The sequence below is a fragment of the Stenotrophomonas sp. STEN240 genome, from assembly GCF_056756175.1.
The window spans coordinates 66,341-88,494 of sequence record NZ_JBRRBO010000002.1 but is presented as its reverse complement, the minus strand read 5'-3'; the positions used below and the strand labels follow the sequence as shown (position 1 = coordinate 88,494).

The window sequence follows — 22,154 nt, the reverse complement described above, 5'->3', positions numbered from 1 at the left end:
TTCCAATCAGCCAATAATGCCGGGGAGATCCAGTTTTTTCTCCTTGGCGCAATCGATGGCGATATCGTAACCGGCATCGGCGTGGCGCATCACCCCGGTGCCCGGATCGTTCCACAGTACGCGTGCGATCCGCTGGTCTGCCGCTTCGCTGCCGTCGCAGACGATGACCACGCCGGAGTGCTGCGAATAGCCCATGCCCACGCCGCCGCCATGGTGCAGGCTCACCCAGGTGGCGCCGCCGGCGACATTGAGCATGGCGTTGAGCAGCGGCCAATCGGAGACCGCATCAGAGCCGTCCTTCATGGACTCGGTCTCGCGGTTTGGCGAGGCCACACTGCCGCTGTCCAGATGGTCGCGGCCGATCACCACCGGTGCACTCAGCTCGCCATTGCGAACCATTTCGTTGAAGGCCAGGCCCAGCTTGTGGCGCAGGCCCAGGCCGACCCAGCAGATGCGCGCCGGCAGGCCCTGGAAGGCGATGCGTTCGCGCGCCATGTCCAACCAGCGGTGCAGGTTGGGATCATCGGCGATGATTTCCTTGACCTTGGCGTCGGTCTTGTAGATGTCTTCCGGGTCGCCGCTCAGCGCTACCCAGCGGAACGGGCCGATGCCACGGCAGAACAGCGGGCGGACATAGGCGGGCACGAAGCCGGGGAAATCAAAGGCGTTTTTCAGGCCCTCGTCGAAGGCCATCTGGCGGATGTTGTTGCCGTAGTCCACGGTCGGAATGCCGGCAGCGTGGAAGGCAAGCATGGCCTCCACGTGCACGCGCATGGCCGCCTTGGCGGCATCGCGGACCTTTTCCGGGCTGGCCTGTTGCTCGGCCAGCCACTGCTCCACGCTCCAGCCGATCGGCAGATAGCCATGCACTGGATCGTGGGCGCTGGTCTGATCGGTGACGCAGTCCGGCCGCACGCCGCGGCGCACCAGCTCAGGCAAAATCTCGGCGGCGTTGCCGAGCAGGGCAATCGACTTGGCTTCACCGCTGGCGGTGTATTTGGCGATACGTGCAAGCGCGTCGTCGATGTCGCTGGCCTGCTCGTCGACATAGCGTGTGCGCAGGCGGAAGTCGATGCTGCTCTGGCGGCATTCGATGGTCAGGCTGCTGGCGCCGGCCAGTGACGCGGCCAGCGGCTGTGCGCCGCCCATGCCGCCCAGACCAGCAGTGAGGATCCATTTGCCGGTCAGGCTGCCACCGTAGTGCTGGCGGCCCATCTCGACGAAGGTTTCGTAGGTGCCCTGGACGATGCCCTGGCTGCCGATATAGATCCAGCTGCCGGCGGTCATCTGCCCGTACATCATCAAGCCCTTCTTATCGAGATCGTTGAAGTGCTCCCAATTGGCCCAGTGCGGCACCAGGTTGGAGTTGGCGATCAGCACGCGCGGTGCATCCGGATGGGTGGGGAACACGCCGACCGGCTTGCCCGATTGCACCAGCAACGTCTGGTTGTCGTCCAAGCGCTTGAGCGTTTCCAGAATCTTGTCGTAGCTTTCCCAGTCGCGCGCGGCACGGCCGATGCCGCCGTAGACGACCAACGAAGTCGGGTCTTCGGCGACCTCGGCATCAAGGTTGTTCTGCAGCATGCGGAACGGCGCTTCGGTCTGCCAGGATTTGCAGTTGAGCGTATTGCCGCGCGGTGCACGCGGATTGCGGGTGGGGTCGTGACGGGTCATGCATTTCTCCGGGTAGCAAATTCCAGACAGGCGCCAAGCACTTGTTGCAAGGTGTTGCGGACGGGTGCAGCGTGTTCGGGGTCGTATGGCGTGGGCCAGCTGTGCTCGTCCACGTCCGCCGGCGCGGGTTCGTGCATATAGCCCCGGCAGCCCAGTTCCATCTGCAGCGTGTGCACGCCATTGGCGGTGTTGCTGTAGTGGCGGGTGATCCAGCCGCCCTTGAAGCGGCCGTTGCGGACATGGCTCATGCCGCTCATCGCGCACAGGTTCTCGACCACGTCGGTGAGTGCGTTGTCGCAGGATGTATCAGGCGCACCACTGGGGCCGGCGCTGCCGATATTGAACTGCGGCAATTCACCGTCGAACAGGTGCGGGATCAAGGAACGGATCGAATGCGCGTCGTAGACCACCACGGTTTCGTGCTGTGCGCGCAGGCGTTGGATTTCGTTGCTCAGCGCAGCGTGATAGGGATCGAACCAGGTCTGGCGCCGGTACTGGATCTCAGCGTCATCGGGTTCATGGCCGGCACGATAGAGCGGCTGGTTGTCGAAGGTCGTCACCGGGCACAGGCCGGTGGTGTTCTGGCCGGGGTAGAGCGTGGCGCCGGAAGGGTCGCGGTTGACGTCGATCAGCGAGCGCGAGATCGCCGTGCGCACGGTGGTGGCGCCCAGCGCCTTGGCGAAGGCGTAGAGCTCGTGCACCCACCAATCGGCGTCGCGGCGCGCCAACCACGGCGAGACGAAATGGTCGACGTGCGAGGCCGGCAGTTCGGTCCCGGTATGGGGGAAACTGACGATCAAAGGGGCTTGGCCGCGGTGGATCTGCAGCCAGTCATGGGTGTTCGTCATGGGGACTCCTGGGGCAGGGCGGGGTTTTTCCTGTTCTCACAGATTGCAGCGCTGCGAGCTGTCTCCTCTCCCGCATGCGGGAGAGGATGCCCGAAGGGCGGGTGAGGGCGCTCTTCGCGATGAAGCTGAAAAGCTCCCCTCGTCCGTCGCTGCGCGCCACCTTCTCCCGCAGGCGGGAGAAGGGAGAGGTCCGCGACTTGCTGTCGGGTGTGCGGGGTCTGACACATTGCGGTACTGCGAGCTGTCTCCTCTCCCGCAGGCGGGAGAGGATGCCCGAAGGGTAGGTGAGGGCGCTCTTCGCGATGAAGCTGAAAAGCTCCCCTCATCCGTCGCTTCGCGCCACCTTCTCCCGCAGGCGGGAGAAGGGAGAGGTCCGCGACTTGCTGTCGGGTGCGCGTGGTCTGACAGATTGCAGCGCTGCGAGCTGTCTCCTCTCCCGCAGGCGGGAGAAGGGACAGGTCCGCGACTTGCTGTCGGGTGTGCGTGGTCTGACACATTGCAGCGCTGCATATGCTTCCGTCAGGCCTTGGCGCTTGCTTCTACGCCCGGCAGCTGCACGCCCAAACCAGCCGTCAATGCACCAGCACGCACCAATGCAGTCGCAGCAACCATGTCCGGATGGAAGTAACGGTCGTCCTGTAGCGTCGGTACTTGCGCACGTAGCGTGGAGCGCACCTGTTCCAGCGCCGAACTCGAACGCAGCGGTGCATGGAAATCACAGCCCTGGCCCGCAGCAAGCAGTTCGATACCAATCACATTGGCTGCGTTCTCGGCCATTGCGATCAAACGACGTGCGCCATGCGCGGCCATTGATACATGGTCTTCCTGATTGGCCGAGGTCGGGATCGAATCCACGCTCGCCGGATAGGCGCGCTGCTTGTTCTCGGAGACCAGCGCCGCAGCGGTGACCTGCGGAATCATGAAGCCCGAGTTCAAGCCCGGCTTGGGGGTCAGGAAGGCAGGCAGGCCAGACAATGCCGGGTCCACCAGCATCGCCGTGCGGCGTTCGCTGATCGAGCCGATCTCGCAGATCGCCATCGCCAGCATGTCCGCTGCAAATGCCACCGGCTCGGCATGGAAGTTACCGCCGCTCAATGCTTCGCCGGTATCGGTGAACACCAGCGGGTTGTCGGAGACACCATTGGCTTCGATTTCCAGCGTGCTCGCGGCCTGGCGCATGATGTCCAGCGCCGCACCCATCACCTGTGGCTGGCAGCGCAGGCAATAGGGGTCCTGCACGCGTACGTCGTTGTCGCGATGCGATTCGCGGATTGCCGAGCCCTGCATCAGCTCGCGCAGGACGGCGGCGGTGGCGATCTGCCCGCGTTGACCGCGAATGCTGTGGATGCGCGGGTCGAACGGCGTATCCGAGCCCTTGGCAGCCTCCACCGACAGCGCACCGGTTACCAGCGCGGCCTGGAACACCACTTCAATCTCGAACAGGCCGGCCAAGGCATAGGCGGTGGAATACTGGGTGCCGTTGAGCAGGGCCAGGCCTTCCTTCGCGCCCAATACCAGCGGCTGCAACGCGGCCTGCTTGAACGCCGCTTCGGCCGACATACGCGCGCCGCCGACAAAGGCTTCACCTACGCCGATCATCACGCTGGCCAGATGCGACAGCGGTGCCAGGTCGCCGGAAGCGCCAACCGAACCCTGGCACGGCACCACCGGCACAACGTCCTTCTGCAGCATGGCCTCCAGCAGGGCCAGGGTCTGCGGGCGAATGCCCGATGCGCCCTGCGCCAGGCTGGTCAGTTTCAGCGCCATCATCAGCCGCACCACGTTGGCCGGCATCGGCTCACCAACGCCGGCGGCGTGCGACAGCACGATATTGCGCTGCAGGGTCTGCAGGTCCTCGCGCTCGATGCGAACGCTGGCCAGTTTGCCGAAGCCGGTATTGATGCCGTAAACCGGCTCGCCCTTGGCGACAATGGCGTCCACCACCTGGGCGCTGCGCAGAACGGCGGCCTGTGCGGATTCATCCAGGTGCACATCGGCGCCGCGATAGATCTGCCGCCATTGCGCCAACGGTACGTGGCCGGGGAGGAGGGTCAGGGTAGTGCTCATGCGTGCTCCAGCAGTGCGTTGTTCAGAGGGTCTGCCCGCGCCATACGCGGGCATGCAGGGGGTTGAAGCCGATGCGGTAAACCAGATCGGCCGGGGCGTCGATGTCCCAGATGGCAAGGTCGCAGTCCATGCCGGCGGCCAGCTTGCCCAGGCGCTCGGCGCGGCCCAGCGCGCGCGCCGCTTCGCGGGTGAAGCCGGCGATGCACTCGCTTACCGTCATGCGGAACAAGGTGGCGCCCATGTTCATTGCCAGCAGCGGGCTGGTCAGTGGCGAGGTGCCGGGGTTGCTGTCTGTCGCCAGGGCCATCGGCACGCCGGCGTCGCGCAAGGCCTGGATAGGCGGCAATACGGTCTCGCGGGTGAAGTAATAGGCGCCGGGTAGCAGCACGGCGACGGTGCCCGACGCGCGCATGGCGTCGATGCCGGCTTGGTCCAGGTGCTCGATATGATCGGCGGACAGCGCGCCATGCTTTGCTGCCAGTTCCGCACCGTGCTGGTTGGACAGCTGCTCGGCGTGGATCTTGATGGCCAGCCCGTGCTGTTTGGCGGCCTCGAAAACCTGCTGCGCCTGCGCCGGGGAAAAGGCGATGTTCTCGCAGAAGATGTCGACTGCTTCGGCCAGCCCTTCTGCCGCGATCGCCGGCATCATCACCGCGCAGACTTCATTGATGTAGGCCTGCGCTTCGTGGCCCGGCGGTACTGCATGCGCACCGAGGAAAGTGGGCACAACCTCGACCTTGCGCAGCACGCCCAGCTCGCGTGCCACGCGCAGCTGTTTGCGTTCATCGGCCAAGGTCAGGCCGTAGCCGGATTTGATTTCGATGGTTGTGACGCCCTCGGCCAGCATTGCATCAAGCCGCGGCAAGCTTGCGCGGATAAGCGCGGCATCGTCGGCCTGGCGGGTGGCACTGACGGTGGCGACGATGCCGCCGCCGGCCTTGGCGATCTGCGCGTAGCTCACGCCTTGCAGGCGCTGCTCGAATTCGCCCGCGCGATTGCCGGCGTACACCAGGTGCGTATGGCAGTCGATCAGGCCGGGGCTGATCCAGCGGCCATTGCAGTCGATGCGGGTATCGGCTTCAAATGCGGGTGCAGCTGCTGCCGGCCCGGCATGCAGGATGCAGCCGTCGCGGGCGGCGATGACGCCATCCACAATCGTTCCCAGTCCGCCCGAGGCGTCATCCAGGGTCATCAGGTTGGCGTTGTGCCAGAGCGTATCGCAGCGCATTGCCCCTCTCCGTGCTTATTTGTATATACAATAGCGGCGACCATCGGAGAGTGTCCAGTGACAACGATCAAGCCGACCGCATCTGTCCGTTTCCACGCCGCCCAGGCCTTGCTGCCGCAGGGCTGGGCGCAAGATGTGCGCATTGACAGCGTCGCCGGCCGCATCACCGCGGTGGCGGTTGGGGAAGCCTGGGACGGCCAGGCGCAGCGTTTGGACGTGGTCGTGCCGGGGCTGGGTAACCTGCACAGTCACGCCTTCCAGCGCGCGATGGCCGGGCTTACCGAAGTAGGCGGGCGTTCGGGCGACAGCTTCTGGAGTTGGCGTGAGCTGATGTACCGGTTCCTGGACCGTCTGGATCCGGACACGTTCCAGGCCATCGCCGCGCTGGCCTATATGGAAATGCTGGAAAGCGGTTTCACCCGTGTCGGCGAGTTCCATTACCTGCATCACGCCGAAGATGGCCGCCGTTACGTCGATCATGCCGAGATGGCCGTGCGGGTTGCGGCAGCCGCTGACGAAACCGGGTTGGGCCTGACCTTGCTACCGGTGTTTTACGCGCACAGCGATTTCGGCGGCGCCGCAGCCACGCCTGCACAGCGCCGCTTTCTGCACGATATCGACGGCTTTGCCGCGCTGCTGGAGGGTTGCACGCGGGCGCTGGCAGGCACGGCCGATGCCGTGCTGGGCTTGGCCCCGCACAGTCTGCGTGCCTGTACCCCGCAGCAATTGCAGGCGTTGGTGGCGATGGCCCCGGGGCCGATCCATATCCATATCGCCGAGCAGACCCGCGAAGTGGACGCTTGCCTGGTATGGAGCGGGCAGCGTCCGGTGGAATGGCTGTATGCCAATGCCAGCGTCGATCAGCGCTGGTGCCTGGTGCATGCCACCCATCTCACGCACGGCGAAGTGGAGCAGATAGCCGATAGCGGCGCGGTTGTGGGTTTGTGCCCGATCACCGAGGCCAACCTGGGCGATGGGCTGTTCCCGATGCGCGATTTCGTGCGCGCGGGCGGCCGTTTCGGGGTCGGTTCCGATTCCAATGTATTGATCGATGCGGCCGAGGAACTGCGCTTGCTCGAGTACGGCCAGCGCCTGCAACTGCGCGGGCGCAATGTGTTGTCGCCGGGCGAGTTGTCCAGCGGCCGCTGGTTGTTCCAGCAGGCCGCCGAAGGTGGCGCGCAGGCGCTGGGCACGCCGGCGGGATTGGCCGTCGGCGCCTGCGCCGATCTGCTGGAGCTGGACCGTGAGCACCCGGCCTTGCTGGGCCGCACCGGCGATGCCCTGCTTGACAGCTGGCTGTTCGCCGCACGTAATGGCGCCCTGCGCAGCGTCTGGCGTAACGGACGGGCGCTGGTCCGCGACGGCCGTCACGTGAACCGCGATGCGATCACCACGCGTTACCGTGCCGCATTGGCGCGGATACTGGCGTAAGGTTCGCATCGGCGCGCGCCGTCTCTTTCAGGAAACCCGAGTGAAGGGCAAAAAAGCTCCCACCCTCAATCACCGCATCCGCAGTGAGATAGAAAGCCGCATCCTCAGTGGCGAATGGGAGCCTGGCTTCCGTATCCCGTTCGAACACGAGCTGATGGAGCAGTACGGCTGCTCCCGTATGACGGTCAACAAGGTGCTTACCGCGCTGGCTGAGAGCGGCATGATCGAGCGCCGCCGCCGTGCTGGTTCGTTCGTGGCGCGGCAGCCGCCGCATCTGGAACAGGTGGCACTGGAAATCCCGGATATCGAAGTTGCGGTTACCGATCGCGGCCACGAGTACGGGTTTCAGTTGCTGGAGCGCGCGCACCGCAAGGCCCGGGAAACTGTCGTCGAAGAAACGCAGCTGGTAGGCGAGGGCAAACTGCTGGCGATACGCTGCCTGCATCTTGCCGACGGCAGGCCCTTGGCGCTGGAGCGCCGGCTGATCAATCCCGAGGCGGTGCCGGAAACCTTGAAGGTGGATTTCTCCATCCATGCGCCCGGCAGCTGGTTGCTGCAGAACGTGTCATGGACACGCGGCCAGCACCGCATCAGCGCCGTCGCCGCCGACGCCGATGAAGCCTTATTGCTGAAAGTGCCGGTGGGTACCGCCTGCCTGGTGATCGACCGCCAGACCTGGCGCGGTGAACTGCCCATCACCTGGGTGCGGCAGATGTTCCTGGGTGACGCCTACGACCTGATCGCGCGCTTCGCGCCAGGCTCTCGCTGACAGTTAGTTGTTGAAACGGATCTGCTGAGCCGGGTGCTTGGCCACGCCTACGGCGCAGCCAAGCCGAAGCCGGCTTCAAATTGTGCTGCACTGGCGCCAGCGCACCGGCTCGTCAACACCGGGGCGGGGATTGAGCTGCACGCGGGTGGTGCGCAGGGCCGGGTAACGTTCGAGTTGCTTGCAGATCAAGGGCCATACCTGCGCATCCTCGCCACTGCGTTCCACCGACAGGGTGGAGCGGGTCAGCCAGATGCCGCTGACCACGCCAGCGGTGCTGGCCAGTGCTTTGGACACGGATTGCTGGTAACGCAACAAGGTGGCCGGGTCCGGGTCCTGGATCAGATCGGAATGATTGGCCGCTGCCACTGGCGCGGCGTCTTTGCCGGCTTCGGCGGCTGCTTGCGGTTGCGCGCTTGCCGGGGCGTCGGCGGGGCGCTCGACTGGTGCCGCTACGATGGGTTCGACTGCCGGCGCGTCGCTGCGCAGGGTCATGTAGCCCATGCCAACCAGCAGGCCGAAGGTGACCGCCGCCAGCCCGGCAATACCGGTGTGGCGGACCGCCTCACGACGCGCGATGCCGGTGACCGTGTCGCGTACATCGGCCGGCATATATGGCTTGAGCAACTGCCAAAGCTGGCGTGCATCGATGACTTCGATGGAATGTTTCTCGGCCTCGGCCAGGCCATCGCGCTCGACGTGACCCTCGGTGATCAGCAGCCCGCCGACCGCGCCGGTAAGGCTGATTGCCGATGCCAGTTCGTGGATGGCGCCAGCATCGAAGCGATACGCACGCCCGTGCTTGCAGGACACCAGCCAACGCTGGCCATCACGCTGCAACAGGAAATCGCTGCTGGTGCCGCGGTCGTTGTCTTCTTCATCGGTCAGCGGGTGCAGGCCGCGCTGCTCGGCCATGGCCTGATGCACGATCCGCGAAAACTCCCGCCAGCGCATGCCGGCCAGCGCGGCCAGGCCGTGCTGGCGTTCGGTGCTGCGACGGGCGACCAACCACAGGTACACCGAAGCCAGGCCCCACAAGAGCAATGCAAGTACCAGGGCCAGAATCCACGAGAACATCGACATACCTGGGAAGCTTATGGAAGGGCCTCAGTCTATCTTCACTGATGACTGTAAGACCGGATGGGGTCGCCTTTTTTGAGCGCTTCGGGCGAATTAATCCGCTCGTTCATTGCTCGGCCAGTAATGACTGTCCGGCACCGTGCGCGCGCCGAAGATGGCCTGGCCCACGCGGACCACGCTTGCGCCTTCCTCGATGGCGATTTCGAAATCCCCCGACATGCCCATCGACAGTTCGTCCAGGCTGATGTCGGCCGGTGCCTGCTGGCGCAGCTGATCGCGCAGTTCGCGCAGGCGGACAAAGCAGGCCCGTACCTGCTCGGGCTGGGCCGAAAACAGCGCCAGGGTCATCAGGCCGCGCACCCGCAGCGCGCCAGAGCGCGGCAGCGCCTGCAGGAAGCCGGCAACCTCATCGGGGGCCAGGCCGTACTTGCTGGCTTCATTGGAGGTGTTGACCTGCACGAACACATCCAGCGAGCGGCCTTCGGACTGCAGGCGGCGCTCCAGCGTCTGCGCCAGGCGCAGGCTGTCCAGTGCCTGGAATTCGCTGGCGAAGCGCGCCACCAGTTTGGCCTTGTTGGTCTGAAGGTGGCCTATGACCGACCACTGCAGGTCGCCCAGGTCCTGCATGGCCTGCCACTTATGGTGGGCTTCCTGCACCTTGTTCTCGCCCAGCAACCGGCAACCGGCCTGATAGGCCAGACGGATATGTGCCTCGTCGATGGTTTTGCTCACCGGCAGCAGGCGCACGCCGGCGGGGTCGCGGCCGACGCGCCGGCAGGCGGCAGTGATGCGCTCGCGGACCACGGCCAGGTTGTGGCGGAAGTCGTCGACGGTCTCGGCGCGCGGGTATTGGCCGTGCAGGGCGTGACGGGTCTGGGTGCCCGGATCGGCGTCCGGGAGAGGGGTTTGCATGCTTGCCTCCAGCGCTAGCGGCTGCCGCCCGAGCTTGCCGGGGCGGCGATACTGAATATCGGATTATCGCTTGCCGGCAGGTGTGAAACCCGTGGATTCAGTTGCCCGGGCAAATCGCAGGCATGAAAAACCCGCCATCCGGTGCCGTGAGGGGAGGGAGACTTACGGCGCGGTACTGCTGGCGGGTAGGGAGATTCTCACGCAACTAATGCTGCTTTGCAACATTACTGATCTTCAGCTTGCTGCTCGCTGTGTGTGGCACGGCTTTCGGCGCGGGTGAGGCGGCGATTGAGGGCGTCCAGGCGGTCGTTGAGGGCTTCGATATCGGAACGGGAGGGCACATCCAGGCGCCTCAGCACGCTGTGAACCCGGTCTTCAAACGATTTTTCGACCCGGTCCCAGGTGCCGGCGGCGCGGTCGCGGGCCTGGCCCAAGGTGCTTTCCACGGTATCGCGCAGGCTTTCGCCCTTGCTGGATTGCTCGCGCGAGCGGGCTTCCATGGTCTGGCCTTCCTTGACCAGTGTGTCGAACAGCTTGCTGCCTTCGGCCTGTGCACGCGACAGCGCGCCCAGGCCGGCCAGCCAGACCTGCTGGGCCGACTCGGTCATCTTCTTGCCCAGGCGTTCGGCCTGGCCGGGGATGCCTGCGGTGTCGTCCTCGTCGTCGGGGCGTTGCTCATATGTGGTCATGACGATGCTCCTATGCGGGGTTGAAGAGTCCATCTACACCGTAACGGCACACGGGCTTGGGTTGTGTGACGGTCCGGGCTCAGCCGAGTTTGTCAGTCAGCACGCGTTGAATTTCCGACTCCACCATGCCCTTCATGGCCGACAACAGGAAGCCCAGCTCAGCCTTGACGCGTACTGCACCGGGCAGCAGCTCGATGGCGCCATCCACGCCGGAGCGGTTGAAATGCAGTATCGCGCCTTCCCAGCGCGTGACCACGTCAAAGCGCTCCTGCAGTTTTTCGGCGACCTCGGCGATGGCGGTGCGGGCCTTGTCGTCGGACAGGGAATGAGCGTGCTGGATATCAATGGTCGACATGGGGTGTGGCCTGGACTGCTGTAAGTAGGAAAGTCGTGCCATTGTGCGGACCTGCGCGGCGTAGTCCAAGCCTCACGAACAGCTTCTGCATGACGGGACGACCTGATAGTCTGCTGCGGTGCGCACTCTGCAAGTCCATTTCAGCAACCGTCAGCAGCCCGATCAGTCATTGATGCCGGGCGTGCAGCGCATTGTCCGGCATGCGTCCGGGCAGGTCCGGCTGGGCGATGGCAGTGTTGGGCCCTTGCTGCTGGCGCAGTTCTGCACCGACCAGCGCGGGGTTTGGCTACAGGTCGCCAATGGCGGCCGTGGCATCCATGTCAACGGTCGTCCGGTGCGCCGCATGGCGCTGCTGCGCGCCGGCGATGCGGTCTATGCCGACGGTGCGGAAATGCTGCTGCGTGGCGAATGCGAGCAGGTGCCGCATCCGCCGGAAGTTCCCAGCGAGGGCGGCGACGACCTGCGGGTGCTGCTGCGCGGGGTAGGTGGGCGCCACCACGGCCGCAGCTTCACTCTGGACAAGCCGCGCAGCATCGGCAGCGATCCGGCCAGCGATATTCTCATCGACGACCCGGCCTTCGCCCCGCGTCATGCCCGCTTCGAGCGGCATGGCGACAAGGTATTGCTGCGCGACCTGGGCTCGGCCGAGGGTAGCCAGGTCAATGGCGTGAGTACCCGCCACTGCTGGTTGCAGGCCGGTGATCAGGTGGTGTTTGAAGGCAACCACCGGTTCGTGCTGGAGGTGCCGTTGGGTCCGGTGGCCGCACCGGCGGCGTTTCTGCCGGAAGACGACGACGTGCCGGAGCGGGTCAAGCCGTCAACGGCGGTGCCGGTCAAGCCCAAACGCCAGCGACGTTGGCCCTGGTTGCTGCTCAGCGCCTTGCTGCTGGGTGCGGCGATCAGCGCGCTGCTGCTGTTCGGGGCACGCTGAGCAAGCGTTGCGGCGGTACAGGCAGCGCATGCCTGCCGGCGCTGAAACCGCCGCCCACAATGGGTGCAGATGCAACTTTTCCCAGGTGGCCCAAGGCTGTTGCGCTGCGGCATACTAGGGGTTCTGCTCAACAGGTGTGACATGACTCGCGCATTCAATTTCAGTGCCGGCCCTGCGACATTGCCGGAATCGGTCCTGCGTCAGGCGCAGGCGGAGATGTTGGAATGGAATGGCGTAGGCGCGTCCATTGTCGAGATCAGTCATCGCAGTGCCGATTTCATGGCCGTGGCGGCCCAGGCCGAAGCCGATCTGCGGGCACTGATCGGTATTCCGGATGACTATGCGGTGCTGTTCCTCGGTGGCGGTGCCACCACCCAGCAGGCGCTGCTGCCGTTGAATTTCGCCAACCCCGGGCAGCGCGCTGACTATGTGGTCAGTGGCCACTGGGGCAAGACCGCGATCAAGCAGGCCAAGCCCTACGTGGATGTGAACATCGCCGCCACCGGCGAGGCCAGCGGGTTCCGCGATATTCCGCCGCGCACGCAATGGCAGCTGTCGGACGACGCGGCTTATGTGCACATCACCGCCAACGAGACCATCCACGGTGTCGAATTCCGCGACGTGCCGGATGTGGGCGAGGTTCCGTTGATCGCCGATTTCAGTTCGTCGATTGCTTCCGAGCCGATTGATGTGTCGCGTTATGGCGTGATCTATGCCGGTGCGCAGAAGAATCTGGGCCCGGTCGGCATCGCCGTGGTCATCATCCGCCGCGACCTGCTGGCACGTGCCGGGCAGCCGCGCGCGGACATCTTTGATTACCGCTCGCATGTCGAGCGCGATTCGATGTTGAACACGCCGCCGACCTGGAACTGGTATCTGGCCGGCTTGATGTTCAAGTGGATGCTGGCCCAGGGCGGCGTGGAAGCCTTTGCCAAGCTCAGCCTTGCCAAGTCGTCGGCGGTCTATGACGCCATTGACGGTTCCGGGGGCTTCTATCGCAACGAGGTGGCTGCGGCCGTGCGTTCGCGCATGAACATCCCGTTCTTCCTGCCAAGCGAAGAGCTCAACGCACGTTTTGTCAGTGAGTCCAAGGCAGCCGGCTTGCTGGCGCTGAAGGGCCACAAGGCCGTCGGCGGCATCCGTGCCTCGCTGTACAACGCCATGCCGCTGGAAGGTGCGCAGGCGCTGGCAGCATTCATGCGTGATTTCCAGCAGCGCAACGGTTGATCCAATCCCGCCGTGCGCACTGCGCCGGCCTGTAACAGGTAGACGATTCCATGGCGACCAAGCCAAGCAAGACCGCCAGCAAGGCCAAGCCGGCCACCGCAGCCAAACCTGCCGCCAACAAGGCGCCGGCCAAGAAGGTTGCAGCCAAGAAAACCGCCGTCAGCAAGAAGGCCGCTGCCGAAACGTTGACCGTCGCCAAGCCGGTGCTGTCGGACGTGCGCGCTAAGATCGACCAGATCGACCGCAGCATCCAGGCCTTGATTGCCGAGCGGGCCAACTTTGCCCATCAGGTTGGCAAGGCCAAGGGCAAGCTGGCGGCCGCCGTTGACTACTACCGCCCCGAGCGCGAAGCGCAGGTGCTGCGCATGGTGGTGGACCGCAACGAAGGCCCGCTCAGCGACGAAGTGCTGGTGCATGTGTACCGCGAAATCATGTCGGCCTGCTTGGCCCAGCAGGAGCCGTTGAAGATCGGCTACCTCGGCCCGGAAGGCTCGTTCACCCAGCAGGCCGCGCACAAGCACTTTGGCCGTTCAGCGTTGGGCTTGCCGCTGGCCAACATCGAAGAGATTTTCCAGGAAGTGGAAAACGGCAACGCCGATTTCGGCGTGGTGCCGGTGGAGAATTCCGGGCAGGGCACGATCCAGATCACCCTGGACATGTTCCTGACTTCCAATCTCAAGATCTGCGGTGAAGTCGAGCTGCGCGTGCAGCAGTACCTGCTGTCGCGCACCGGCCGCATTGAGGATATCGAGCGCATCTACGCCCACCCGCAGGCCTTCATGCAGACCTCGGCATGGCTGCGTGCCAATCTGCCAAAGACCGAGAAAGTACCGGTTTCCAGCAACTCCGAAGGCGCCCGTCGTGCCCGCAATGCGGAAGACGCGGCTGCGATTGGCGGCGAGAGTGCAGGGCACGTTTATGGCTTGAAGAAGGTGGTGACCAAGCCGATCCAGAATGATGCGGACAACACCACGCGCTTCCTGGTGATCGGCCGCCAGTTGTTCCCGTCGTCGGGCCATGACCGCACCTCGGTGCTGGTCTTCATCCACGACAAGCCCGGCGCGCTGTTCGACGTGCTCAGCCCGTTCGCGCGGCATGGCATCAGCATGAACCGCATCGAGTCGCGTCCTTCGCACCAGGCCAAGTGGGAATACGGCTTCTTCATCGACCTGGCCGGCCATATCGAAGACGAATCGATGCAGGCCGCGTTGGCAGAGTTGAAGTCGCACTCGGCGCAGATCAAAGTGCTCGGCTCCTATCCGGTTGCCGTGCCCTGAGCTTGAAAGTCCCTCTCCCTGCGGGAGAGGGCTTGGGGTGAGGGCTGACTACCGGCAGGTTTCAAGTGGCTGTAGCTGCGTATTCCCGCACCCTCATCCGCCCTTCGGGCACCTTCTCCCGGGGGGAGAAGGGTTTGTTGACGCGCCTCGGCGCACCGAACATTAGAGAGACCGCATGACCTCCCAGCCCTACTGGATTGCACACAAAGGTTCCGCCCTGCACGGCACGCTCGCCATACCTGGCGACAAATCGGTATCGCACCGCTCGGTGATGTTTGCGGCGCTGGCCGATGGCGTATCCCATATCGAGGGTTTCCTTGAGGGCGAGGACACCCGCGCCACCGCCGCGATCTTCGAGCAGATGGGCGTGCGTTTTGAAACGCCGTCGCCGTCGCAGCGCATCGTGCATGGCGTGGGCGTGGATGGCCTGAAAGCCCCGCAGGGCGAGTTGGACTGCGGCAACGCCGGCACCGGCATGCGTTTGCTCGCCGGCCTGTTGGCGGCGCAGCCGTTCGACACCACCCTGGTTGGCGACGAATCGCTGTCCAAGCGGCCGATGCGCCGGGTTACCGAGCCGCTGGCGCAGATGGGCGCCCGTATCGACACCCAGGAAGACGGTACGCCGCCGCTGTATATCCATGGCGGCCAGTCGCTGCACGGTATCGATTACGCCTTGCCGGTGGCCAGTGCGCAGGTGAAGTCGGCGGTGTTGCTGGCCGGCCTGTATGCGCAGGGGGAAACCTCGGTGGTCGAGCCGCATCCCACCCGTGATTACACCGAGCGCATGTTGCGCGCGTTTGGCGTGGAAATCGATTTCGAACCTGGCAAGGCGCGCCTGCGTGGCGGCCAGCGTCTGCGTGCGACCGATATCGCAGTGCCGGCGGATTTCTCGTCTTCTGCATTCTTCATCGTCGCCGCCAGCGTCATTCCGGGCTCGGAAGTGCGCCTTCGTTCGGTCGGCTTGAACCCGCGCCGTACTGGCCTGCTTGCCGCACTGCGGCTGATGGGCGCGGACATCCGCGAGGAAAACCACGCCGAACATGGTGGCGAACAGGTTGCCGATCTGATCGTGCGTCATGCCCAGCTCAAGGGTGTGGAAATTCCGGAAGACCTGGTGCCCGACATGATCGATGAGTTCCCGGCGCTGTTCGTTGCCGCTGCGGCGGCACAGGGCCAGACCGTAGTGCGCGGGGCCGCCGAACTGCGGGTGAAGGAATCTGACCGCCTGGGAGCAATGGCCACCGGCCTGCGGACCCTGGGTCTGCGCGTGGACGAAACCGAAGATGGCGCCACCATTCACGGCGGCCCGCTGGGCAGCGGCACGATTGAAAGCCATGGCGACCATCGCATCTCGATGGCCTTTGCCATTGCCGGTCAGCTCAGCACCGGCGAGGTGCGCATCAATGATGTGGCCAATGTGGCTACGTCGTTCCCGGGCTTTGACAGCCTGGCCAGTGGCGCCGGCTTCGGGCTCAGCGTCCGCTTCTGAATTCCACCGGCACCTGCACCACGCTGTTGATGGCGCGACCATCCCGCATCGCGGGCTGGAAGCGCCATTGCTGCAGCGCTTGGATCGCGGCCCGATCCAGGGCGGGATCAACGCCGCCATCGTGGCCGATCACCGCTGCGTGGCTCACTTGGCCATTGCTGTCTATCTGCAGGCGCACGATCACATCGCCCTCGACGCCGGCATCAAGCGCGGCGGCCGGATAGCTGGGCATGGGGTTGTTGGGCAGGGGCTCGGCATCATTGTTGCCGGCAACGCTGACCACCGAGGTGGTATCTGCGGTGGTGATCGACACCGGGCCACTCGCTGCGGGGCCTTGCAGGGCGCGGTAGCCCAGCCAGCCAAACAAGGTCAATACGCCCACCGCCAGCAGAACCCACAGCCACGCAGCCGTGACGCCTTGCGCCTGGTGGGCGGTGGCTGATACGGGCTGATGGGAGGTGGAGTGTTGCGGGATGCTGGACATCGACATGGCTGCTCTGCGTAACGTCTACGCGGCAAGTCTGGTCCCGCACTCCCAAACGGCGAGTGACTTTAGGCAGAACCCGGCGTCCTTGGGGAGCCGGGGTTCAGCTTACTGAGCGGGTTTGAAATCGAAGGGGATCTCAAGGCTGCCCTGCATCGGCTGGCCATTGCTCTGGGCCGGCTGGAAGCGCCAATTGCGCACGGCCTCCTGGGCAGCGCGATCCAGGTCGCGCGAACCGCTGCGTTGGACCAACCGGACATCCAGCGGCACACCATTGGCATCAACGTCCACGCGGACCACCACGGTGCCACTTTCGCCACGGCGCAGGGCAGCGGCCGGGTAGTCAGGGGCAGGGCTCTGGCCGGGCAACGGAACCGGCTGATCGCTGGGCGCGACGGCGGCAGGTGCGGGGGCCGGTGCAGGTTCGGCGGGCGCGGCTTCGGCGATGGGTTGCGGCGGCTGGGCAGGAGCGGTTTCCACCAGCTCCGGTGCCTGTTCCACGGCCTCGGGACGGGCGTCGGGCATCTCGCTGGCACTGGAGCCGGCAGGCAGCGGAGCCGGCAACGGCGTCAATGTGGCGGTCTCGGCCTGCGGCTGTGCCGGATCGGCTCGATAGAATTCGTTGTTGCGGCGGGCGTTGAGCCACACCACCAGAAACAGCAATACCCCGACGCCAAAGGCGATGCCGGCGATCTTCAGGCTGCTGCGGGGCAGGTGGAAAGTGAAGTTCTGGTCGGAGCGGGAGCTGGGAGCGGACATGGCCTTGACCGTATGGAACCGGCTGATTCTTGCACAGGAAAGGTGAATCGCGCGGCAGAAAGACGCAGTTCGCGCGATAATCTATGGCTCACACCCGTACACAGTGCCCAGCCATGCTTGATCCAGCCCTTCTTCGCCAGCAGCCCGCCGAACTTGCAGAACGCCTGCGCAGCACGCGCGGTTATGTATTGGATGTGGCCGCCTTCGAATCGCTGGAGGCTGATCGCAAGCGCATCCAGGTGCGCACCCAGGAGCTGCAGAGCCTGCGCAACAGCCGTTCCAAGTCGATCGGCCATGCCAAGGCCAAGGGCGAGGACGTGTCGGCGATCATGGCCGAAGTGGCCGCGTTCGCTGATGAGCTGAAGACCTCCGAGGCCCAGCTCGATGTGCTGCGTGAGCAGATTGAAACCCTGTCGATGGGCATCCCGAACCTGCCCGCAGCCGATGTGCCGGCCGGCAAGGACGAGAGCGAAAACGTCGAACAGATGCGCTGGGGTACCCCGCGCGCGTTCGATTTCCCGGTGCTGGACCATGTCGAGCTGGGTGCGCGCAACCATGGCCTGGACGCGGAAACCGCGGCCAAGCTGTCTGGCGCCCGCTTCACCGTGCTGCGTGGTTCGATCGCCCGCCTGCACCGTGCGCTGGGCCAGTTCATGCTTAACCTGCACAGCAACGAGCATGGCTACGAAGAAACCAACGTGCCGGTGCTGGTCAATGCCGATTCGCTGCGTGGCACCGGCCAGCTGCCCAAGTTCGAGGAAGACCTGTTCAAGACCGCGCTTGGCGAATCCACGCGCTATCTGATCCCGACCTCGGAAGTGCCGCTGACCAACATCGTCCGCGACGAGATCATCGACGCCGAGCGCCTGCCGCTGCGCATGACCGCCCACTCGATGTGTTTCCGTTCCGAGGCTGGCAGCGGTGGCCGCGACGTGCGCGGCATGATCCGCCAGCACCAGTTCGAAAAAGTGGAGCTGGTCAGCATCTGCACCGCCGAGGAAAGCGAGGCCGAGCACCAGCGCATGACCGGCTGTGCCGAGGCCGTGCTGCAGAAGCTGGGTCTGCCGTACCGCAAGGTGCTGTTGTGCACCGGCGACATGGGGTTTGCGGCCATCAAGACCTATGACCTGGAAGTCTGGTTGCCGTCGCAGCAGACCTATCGCGAGATTTCGTCCTGCTCGAACTGTGGTGATTTCCAGGCCCGTCGCATGCAGGCACGCTGGCGCAACCCGGCTGGCAAGCCGGAGCTGGTGCATACGCTCAACGGCTCGGGCGTGGCTGTTGGCCGCGCGATGATCGCGGTAATGGAGAATTATCAGAACGCCGATGGCTCGATCACCATTCCCGAGGCACTGCGCCCGTACATGGGCGGCGCCGAACGCATCGCCTGATCAGCAGATGTAGTGCCGAGCCATGCTCGGCATCAGCGGTGCCATGCAGCAGACTGGTGGCCACCGTTGAGCCCCCAGCGCAGCATGGCTGCGTTGTAAAACAAAAACGCCGCGCTCCCTTCGGAGCCGCGGCGTTTTTGTTGGCAACTGAAAAGGCAAAGCCCACGATCCCATGTAGTGCCGAGCCATGCTCGGCAATGGCTCCACCAGCAAACCGGCAGCCCAAATGTAGGGCCGAGCCATGCTCGGCAATGGCTCCGCCAGCAAACTGGCAGCCCAAATGTAGGGCCGAGCCATGCTCGGCAATGGCTCGCCCAGCAAACTGGCAGCCGCCAGACCGCCCCAATGCAACACCACCGCGCTCAACAAACGATCCGAATTCCCCACCCCAAACCCCCTCGATCAGCCTCCCCGCGAGCGCCGTACCCAGCCCGCACCCCTGCAACAACTGCACTCAAAAGATGAATAGGTAGGCCCCAAAAGCGACTTGAATAGCAAACAGGACTGTTTATGGCCTGATTTGTAAATACAGAACAAAGGTGTTTAAATTCACCGGTTCGTTCCAATATCGGGATCAATCCATGCAGGACCTCAACGACCTCTACTACTTCGCAATGGTGGTAGACCATGGTGGCTTCGCCGCTGCCGAGCGCGCATTGGGCATCCCCAAATCACGTCTGAGCCGGCGCATCAGCCAGCTGGAAACCGATCTGGGCGTACGCCTGCTGCAGCGCTCGACGCGCCGTTTCGCGGTCACCGATGTGGGCATGAGCGTGCACCGCCACGCGCAGACCATGCTGGCCGAAGCGCAGGCCGCGCGTGAGGTGGTGGACCGGCTCAGCGCCGAGCCCCGCGGGCTGGTGCGTGCCAGCGTGCCGGTGTCGCTGGCGCAGATGCAGCTGCCCAAACTGCTGCCCAAATTCCTCGAGCAATACCCGAAGGTGCGGTTGCAGCTGAACATCAGCAACCGTCGTGTCGACATCATCAACGAAGGCTACGACGTCGCCCTGCGGGTGCGCTCGCGGCTGGATGACGATGGCAGCCTGGTGATGCGCAGCTTCGGCCAGGTGCAGGAACTGTTGGTTGCCAGCCCTGCGTATCTGGACCGGGCAGGGCGGCCGGCCTCACCGGAAGACCTGGGCAACCACGTCACCCTGAGCATCAGTGAAGACGAAGCGCGCCAGCGCTGGGAACTGCACGGCCCGGGTGGCGAAGTCCGCCGCGTTGAGCTGCAGCCGCGCGTTGCTGGGTTTGATTTCCCGCTGCTGCAATCCATGGTCAAGGATGGTTTCGGCATCACCATGCTGCCGGAAACTGTCTGTGCCGAGGCTGTGCGCAACGGCGAACTGGAGGTGGTACTGCCGGACTGGTCGCTGCCGCAGGGCATCTGTCACGCGGTATTCGCCTCACGGCGCGGGCTGTTGCCGGCGGTGCGGGTATTCATCGACTTCCTGGCCGAGCACCTGCCCACCGAGCTGGAGGCCTCCCGCCTGCACTGCGGCGGCGCCTGCGAGCGGGCCAAGGAGAAGATCCGCGCCTCGATGGCCGGCGCACTGGCAATCGAGGCCGGTTGAACAAAAACGCCGGCAAGCATGCGAGAATGCGCACCCCGGAACGCTATCCGGGGTAGCAACGCGTAACGGACAGATGGCCGAGCGGTTGAAGGCACCGGTCTTGAAAACCGGCGAAGGGTCAAACCTTCCGTGGGTTCGAATCCCACTCTGTCCGCCAAGGATGACTATAAGTCACTGTTATCAGTGGCTTTTTTCATGCCGAAATATCCTGCCCCATGCTTTGTCCCATCATTGGGGACCAGCTTGTTCCATGCGCCACGGCCATGATGAAGGCGTCGATCTCGGGTTGGAGCCAGAGCGACTTGGTCCCGATTTTGCGCGGCTTGGGGAACTGCTGGCCGCGCGCCATCATGCCGTAGATCGTGGCCGTGCTGATGCCGGCCTTCTGCTTCACTTCCTTCAGTGGCAGCAGCGCGATTTCTTCAGCCATGTCGCTCTCCTTCCAGCGCCGCGCGGGCGCTCTTGATTCGGTCTTCGTTGGCCAGCTCCTGGGCGCGGAGCCGGATGATTTCTTCTGTGGCAATGGCCAGCTGCTCGCGCAGGAAGTCCTTGGGCGGCTGCTTCATGCGCTTGGCCGGCTTGGGGAATAGCTGCGGGGCGGTCATCGGCGCTTCCTCGCGAACGGCGCCATGATCTTGGTGGCCTCGTCCAGATTGCCGCGGGCGAGGGCGATGACGGCCAGGCCGCGTGCCTCCCACATGCGGCGGGTCTTTGGCCTGGCCTTGTCGAGGTTCACGCCGGTCTTGCGGGCGAGGTCGTGGCCGACTGCGATGTGGTCGATGGCTTCGGTTAAGAGGGTCATGCCGCCATCCTCAATGCAGTGATGACTGCGCAAGCCTTCGGCGGACATACGGCGTTGCCCATCATCTGCATGCCATCTTTCTTGTTCGCTGGAAGCTTGTAGTGCCGAGGAAAGCCCATCGCAATCGCAGATTCCGGCAAAGACAGCATCCGCATCCGGTCGCCGTCGATGATTGCCCAGCGGTCGCGGGTGGTGATCGTTCCGATAGGACGATCCAGAGACCGACCAGTGAGGCCGGAGCCGTTACCGAAGTAGGGCGCCACGAATCGGGCGCCGAACGCGGCCCGGCCAGCGCGAACACGGGCTAGGGTTGCGGCCGCCCGGCCAGGCCGTTCGACCGGCGACCAGGTGCCTGCCTCGAAGTCGATGAAACTGGCGGCGGGAAGGTGAGGCCTCTTCGGTAGCTTCAGTTCCAACGGGTGCTTGCTCTTGGTCAGCACGATGAAGATGCGGACGCGGTGCTGCGGCACGCCAAAGTCGGCGGCGTCCAACAGGTGCGGACTGATGGCGTAGCCAAGGGCATGCACCGCTGCACACCACGCCGGGAACAGCTTCCACTTCATGAAAGCGGGGACGTTCTCGATCACCGCGGCATCCGGCGATTTTGCCTCCAGAGCGGAAACAACCGCCCACGCAGTGGAACGTGTGGCGTCGTGGTGCGGGCGCTCTTTGCCGCGCGCGGGCGTGTGCCCCTGGCACGCCGGCGATGCCAGTAGTACGTCGAAGTCTGGCAGCGGGGTCCGGTCGGCCTGCTGCAGATCCTGGCAGACGTGCAGCGTGCCAGGGTGGTTTGCAACATCAGTTTTCGCGGCCGCCGGCCAATGGTTCGCCGCCCAAACCACATTGCAGCCAGCCTGCTCTGCGCCTCTGTGAGTCCACCGCCGCCCGAGAATAGATCGATGGTCTTCATACGCCATACCTCGGCATAGGCCGCACAGGCGCGAACCAAAGAGCTGCGGCATTGTTGATCCTAACCTGGGTAACGTCGGTCGCCTGAGCTGGTAGCGGGGCTCGCAACCTGCGCATGTCGCTAATGCACGGAGCACACACGCCGGGCCGGTATTGCTTCCCCGCGCGGTTGAACTGCTGCAGTAGAAGGGAGCGAACGCATTTGGTGCAGGTCTTACACATTGCGCAACTCCTGCGGACAAATCCTGTCCATGGCAAAAT

General features: G+C 64.6%; 22 protein-coding genes and 1 tRNA gene. 9 read left to right on the top strand and 14 right to left on the bottom strand.

Annotated elements, in window-relative coordinates; translation table 11 throughout:
- Positions 1–6: 6 nt before the first annotated feature.
- The 4 genes from hutU to hutI all read right to left on the bottom strand — a co-directional run bounded on the left by hutU (position 7) and on the right by hutI (position 5,817).
- Positions 7–1,674 (bottom strand): urocanate hydratase, encoded by a 1,668-nt coding sequence (gene hutU, locus ACVOKO_RS01545; protein ID WP_346496613.1) that lies wholly within the window; start codon positions 1,672–1,674, stop codon positions 7–9.
- On the bottom strand, positions 1,671–2,522 hold the full coding sequence (gene hutG / locus ACVOKO_RS01540) for an N-formylglutamate deformylase (protein WP_346496611.1): 852 nt from the start codon (positions 2,520–2,522) through the stop codon (positions 1,671–1,673). The genes hutU and hutG overlap by 4 nt, the downstream gene beginning before the upstream one ends.
- Positions 2,523–3,041: 519 nt before the next feature.
- Positions 3,042–4,589, bottom strand: a complete 1,548-nt coding sequence (gene hutH, locus ACVOKO_RS01535) for a histidine ammonia-lyase (protein WP_346496609.1) — start codon at positions 4,587–4,589, stop codon at positions 3,042–3,044.
- A 22-nt stretch (positions 4,590–4,611) separates the two neighbouring features.
- Positions 4,612–5,817 carry an imidazolonepropionase gene (gene hutI, locus ACVOKO_RS01530; protein WP_346496607.1) on the bottom strand — a complete coding sequence of 402 codons (1,206 nt, stop codon included), beginning with the start codon at positions 5,815–5,817 and terminating at the stop codon, positions 4,612–4,614.
- Positions 5,818–5,883: 66 nt separating this feature from the next.
- On the opposite strand from hutI, the gene ACVOKO_RS01525 reads away from it, so the two are divergent.
- Positions 5,884–7,248, top strand: a complete 1,365-nt coding sequence (locus ACVOKO_RS01525; RefSeq protein ID WP_346496757.1) for a formimidoylglutamate deiminase — start codon at positions 5,884–5,886, stop codon at positions 7,246–7,248.
- A gap of 40 nt (positions 7,249–7,288) precedes the next feature.
- Positions 7,289–8,017 (top strand): histidine utilization repressor, encoded by a 729-nt coding sequence (gene hutC / locus ACVOKO_RS01520; protein WP_346496605.1) that lies wholly within the window; start codon positions 7,289–7,291, stop codon positions 8,015–8,017.
- A gap of 75 nt (positions 8,018–8,092) precedes the next feature.
- Here the strand turns inward: hutC and ACVOKO_RS01515 are convergent, their stop codons facing one another.
- From ACVOKO_RS01515 to ACVOKO_RS01500, 4 genes are all read right to left on the bottom strand, one after another.
- On the bottom strand, positions 8,093–9,091 hold the full coding sequence (locus ACVOKO_RS01515) for a restriction endonuclease (protein ID WP_346496603.1): 999 nt from the start codon (positions 9,089–9,091) through the stop codon (positions 8,093–8,095).
- 96 nt (positions 9,092–9,187) lie between these two features.
- On the bottom strand, positions 9,188–10,006 hold the full coding sequence (locus tag ACVOKO_RS01510) for a YggS family pyridoxal phosphate-dependent enzyme (protein ID WP_346496601.1): 819 nt from the start codon (positions 10,004–10,006) through the stop codon (positions 9,188–9,190).
- 224 nt (positions 10,007–10,230) lie between these two features.
- Positions 10,231–10,695 (bottom strand): phasin family protein, encoded by a 465-nt coding sequence (locus ACVOKO_RS01505; protein WP_346496599.1) that lies wholly within the window; start codon positions 10,693–10,695, stop codon positions 10,231–10,233.
- 79 nt (positions 10,696–10,774) lie between these two features.
- Entirely contained in the window at positions 10,775–11,050 is a 276-nt protein-coding gene (locus ACVOKO_RS01500) for a polyhydroxyalkanoic acid system family protein (protein ID WP_346496597.1), read from the bottom strand.
- Between the two features lie 118 nt (positions 11,051–11,168).
- On the opposite strand from ACVOKO_RS01500, the gene ACVOKO_RS01495 reads away from it, so the two are divergent.
- The 4 genes from ACVOKO_RS01495 (at position 11,169) to aroA (ending at position 15,974) form a co-directional block, all read left to right on the top strand.
- Entirely contained in the window at positions 11,169–11,981 is an 813-nt protein-coding gene (locus ACVOKO_RS01495; RefSeq protein ID WP_346496595.1) for an FHA domain-containing protein, read from the top strand.
- A 141-nt stretch (positions 11,982–12,122) separates the two neighbouring features.
- Entirely contained in the window at positions 12,123–13,208 is a 1,086-nt protein-coding gene (gene serC, locus ACVOKO_RS01490) for a 3-phosphoserine/phosphohydroxythreonine transaminase (RefSeq protein WP_346496593.1), read from the top strand.
- A gap of 50 nt (positions 13,209–13,258) precedes the next feature.
- Positions 13,259–14,485, top strand: a complete 1,227-nt coding sequence (gene pheA / locus ACVOKO_RS01485) for a prephenate dehydratase (protein ID WP_346496591.1) — start codon at positions 13,259–13,261, stop codon at positions 14,483–14,485.
- Positions 14,486–14,660: 175 nt separating this feature from the next.
- The gene (gene aroA / locus ACVOKO_RS01480; protein ID WP_346496589.1) at positions 14,661–15,974 is read left to right on the top strand and encodes a 3-phosphoshikimate 1-carboxyvinyltransferase; all 1,314 of its coding nucleotides are present in this window, start codon (positions 14,661–14,663) and stop codon (positions 15,972–15,974) included.
- Here the strand turns inward: aroA and ACVOKO_RS01475 are convergent.
- Positions 15,958–16,464, bottom strand: a complete 507-nt coding sequence (locus ACVOKO_RS01475) for an energy transducer TonB (RefSeq protein WP_346496587.1) — start codon at positions 16,462–16,464, stop codon at positions 15,958–15,960. The two genes, aroA and ACVOKO_RS01475, sit on opposite strands and share 17 nt — an antisense overlap.
- Before the next feature lie 102 nt (positions 16,465–16,566).
- A complete protein-coding gene (locus tag ACVOKO_RS01470; RefSeq protein ID WP_346496585.1) occupies positions 16,567–17,217 on the bottom strand; it encodes an energy transducer TonB in 651 nt (216 codons plus the stop codon).
- A 113-nt stretch (positions 17,218–17,330) separates the two neighbouring features.
- On the opposite strand from ACVOKO_RS01470, the gene serS reads away from it, so the two are divergent.
- From serS to ACVOKO_RS01455, 3 genes are all read left to right on the top strand, one after another.
- Positions 17,331–18,608, top strand: a complete 1,278-nt coding sequence (gene serS / locus ACVOKO_RS01465) for a serine--tRNA ligase (protein WP_346496583.1) — start codon at positions 17,331–17,333, stop codon at positions 18,606–18,608.
- 581 nt (positions 18,609–19,189) lie between these two features.
- Positions 19,190–20,182, top strand: a complete 993-nt coding sequence (locus ACVOKO_RS01460) for a LysR family transcriptional regulator (RefSeq protein ID WP_057628580.1) — start codon at positions 19,190–19,192, stop codon at positions 20,180–20,182.
- Positions 20,183–20,249: 67 nt separating this feature from the next.
- Positions 20,250–20,339, top strand: a tRNA-Ser gene (locus ACVOKO_RS01455).
- A 36-nt stretch (positions 20,340–20,375) separates the two neighbouring features.
- On the opposite strand, the gene ACVOKO_RS01450 is transcribed toward ACVOKO_RS01455, so the two are convergent.
- Genes ACVOKO_RS01450 through ACVOKO_RS01435 form a run of 4 tightly spaced genes read right to left on the bottom strand, consistent with a single transcriptional unit; the run spans position 20,376 to position 21,946 of the window.
- Positions 20,376–20,612: a helix-turn-helix transcriptional regulator gene (locus ACVOKO_RS01450; RefSeq protein ID WP_346496581.1), complete on the bottom strand. Its 237-nt coding sequence runs from the start codon at positions 20,610–20,612 to the stop codon at positions 20,376–20,378.
- Positions 20,605–20,787: a hypothetical protein gene (locus tag ACVOKO_RS01445; protein ID WP_346496579.1), complete on the bottom strand. Its 183-nt coding sequence runs from the start codon at positions 20,785–20,787 to the stop codon at positions 20,605–20,607. Before ACVOKO_RS01445 ends, ACVOKO_RS01450 begins: the two co-directional genes overlap by 8 nt.
- On the bottom strand, positions 20,784–20,984 hold the full coding sequence (locus ACVOKO_RS01440; protein ID WP_346496577.1) for a hypothetical protein: 201 nt from the start codon (positions 20,982–20,984) through the stop codon (positions 20,784–20,786). Before ACVOKO_RS01440 ends, ACVOKO_RS01445 begins: the two co-directional genes overlap by 4 nt.
- Positions 20,981–21,946, bottom strand: a complete 966-nt coding sequence (locus tag ACVOKO_RS01435) for a DNA cytosine methyltransferase (RefSeq protein WP_346496575.1) — start codon at positions 21,944–21,946, stop codon at positions 20,981–20,983. Before ACVOKO_RS01435 ends, ACVOKO_RS01440 begins: the two co-directional genes overlap by 4 nt.
- Between the last annotated feature and the right edge of the window lie 208 nt (positions 21,947–22,154).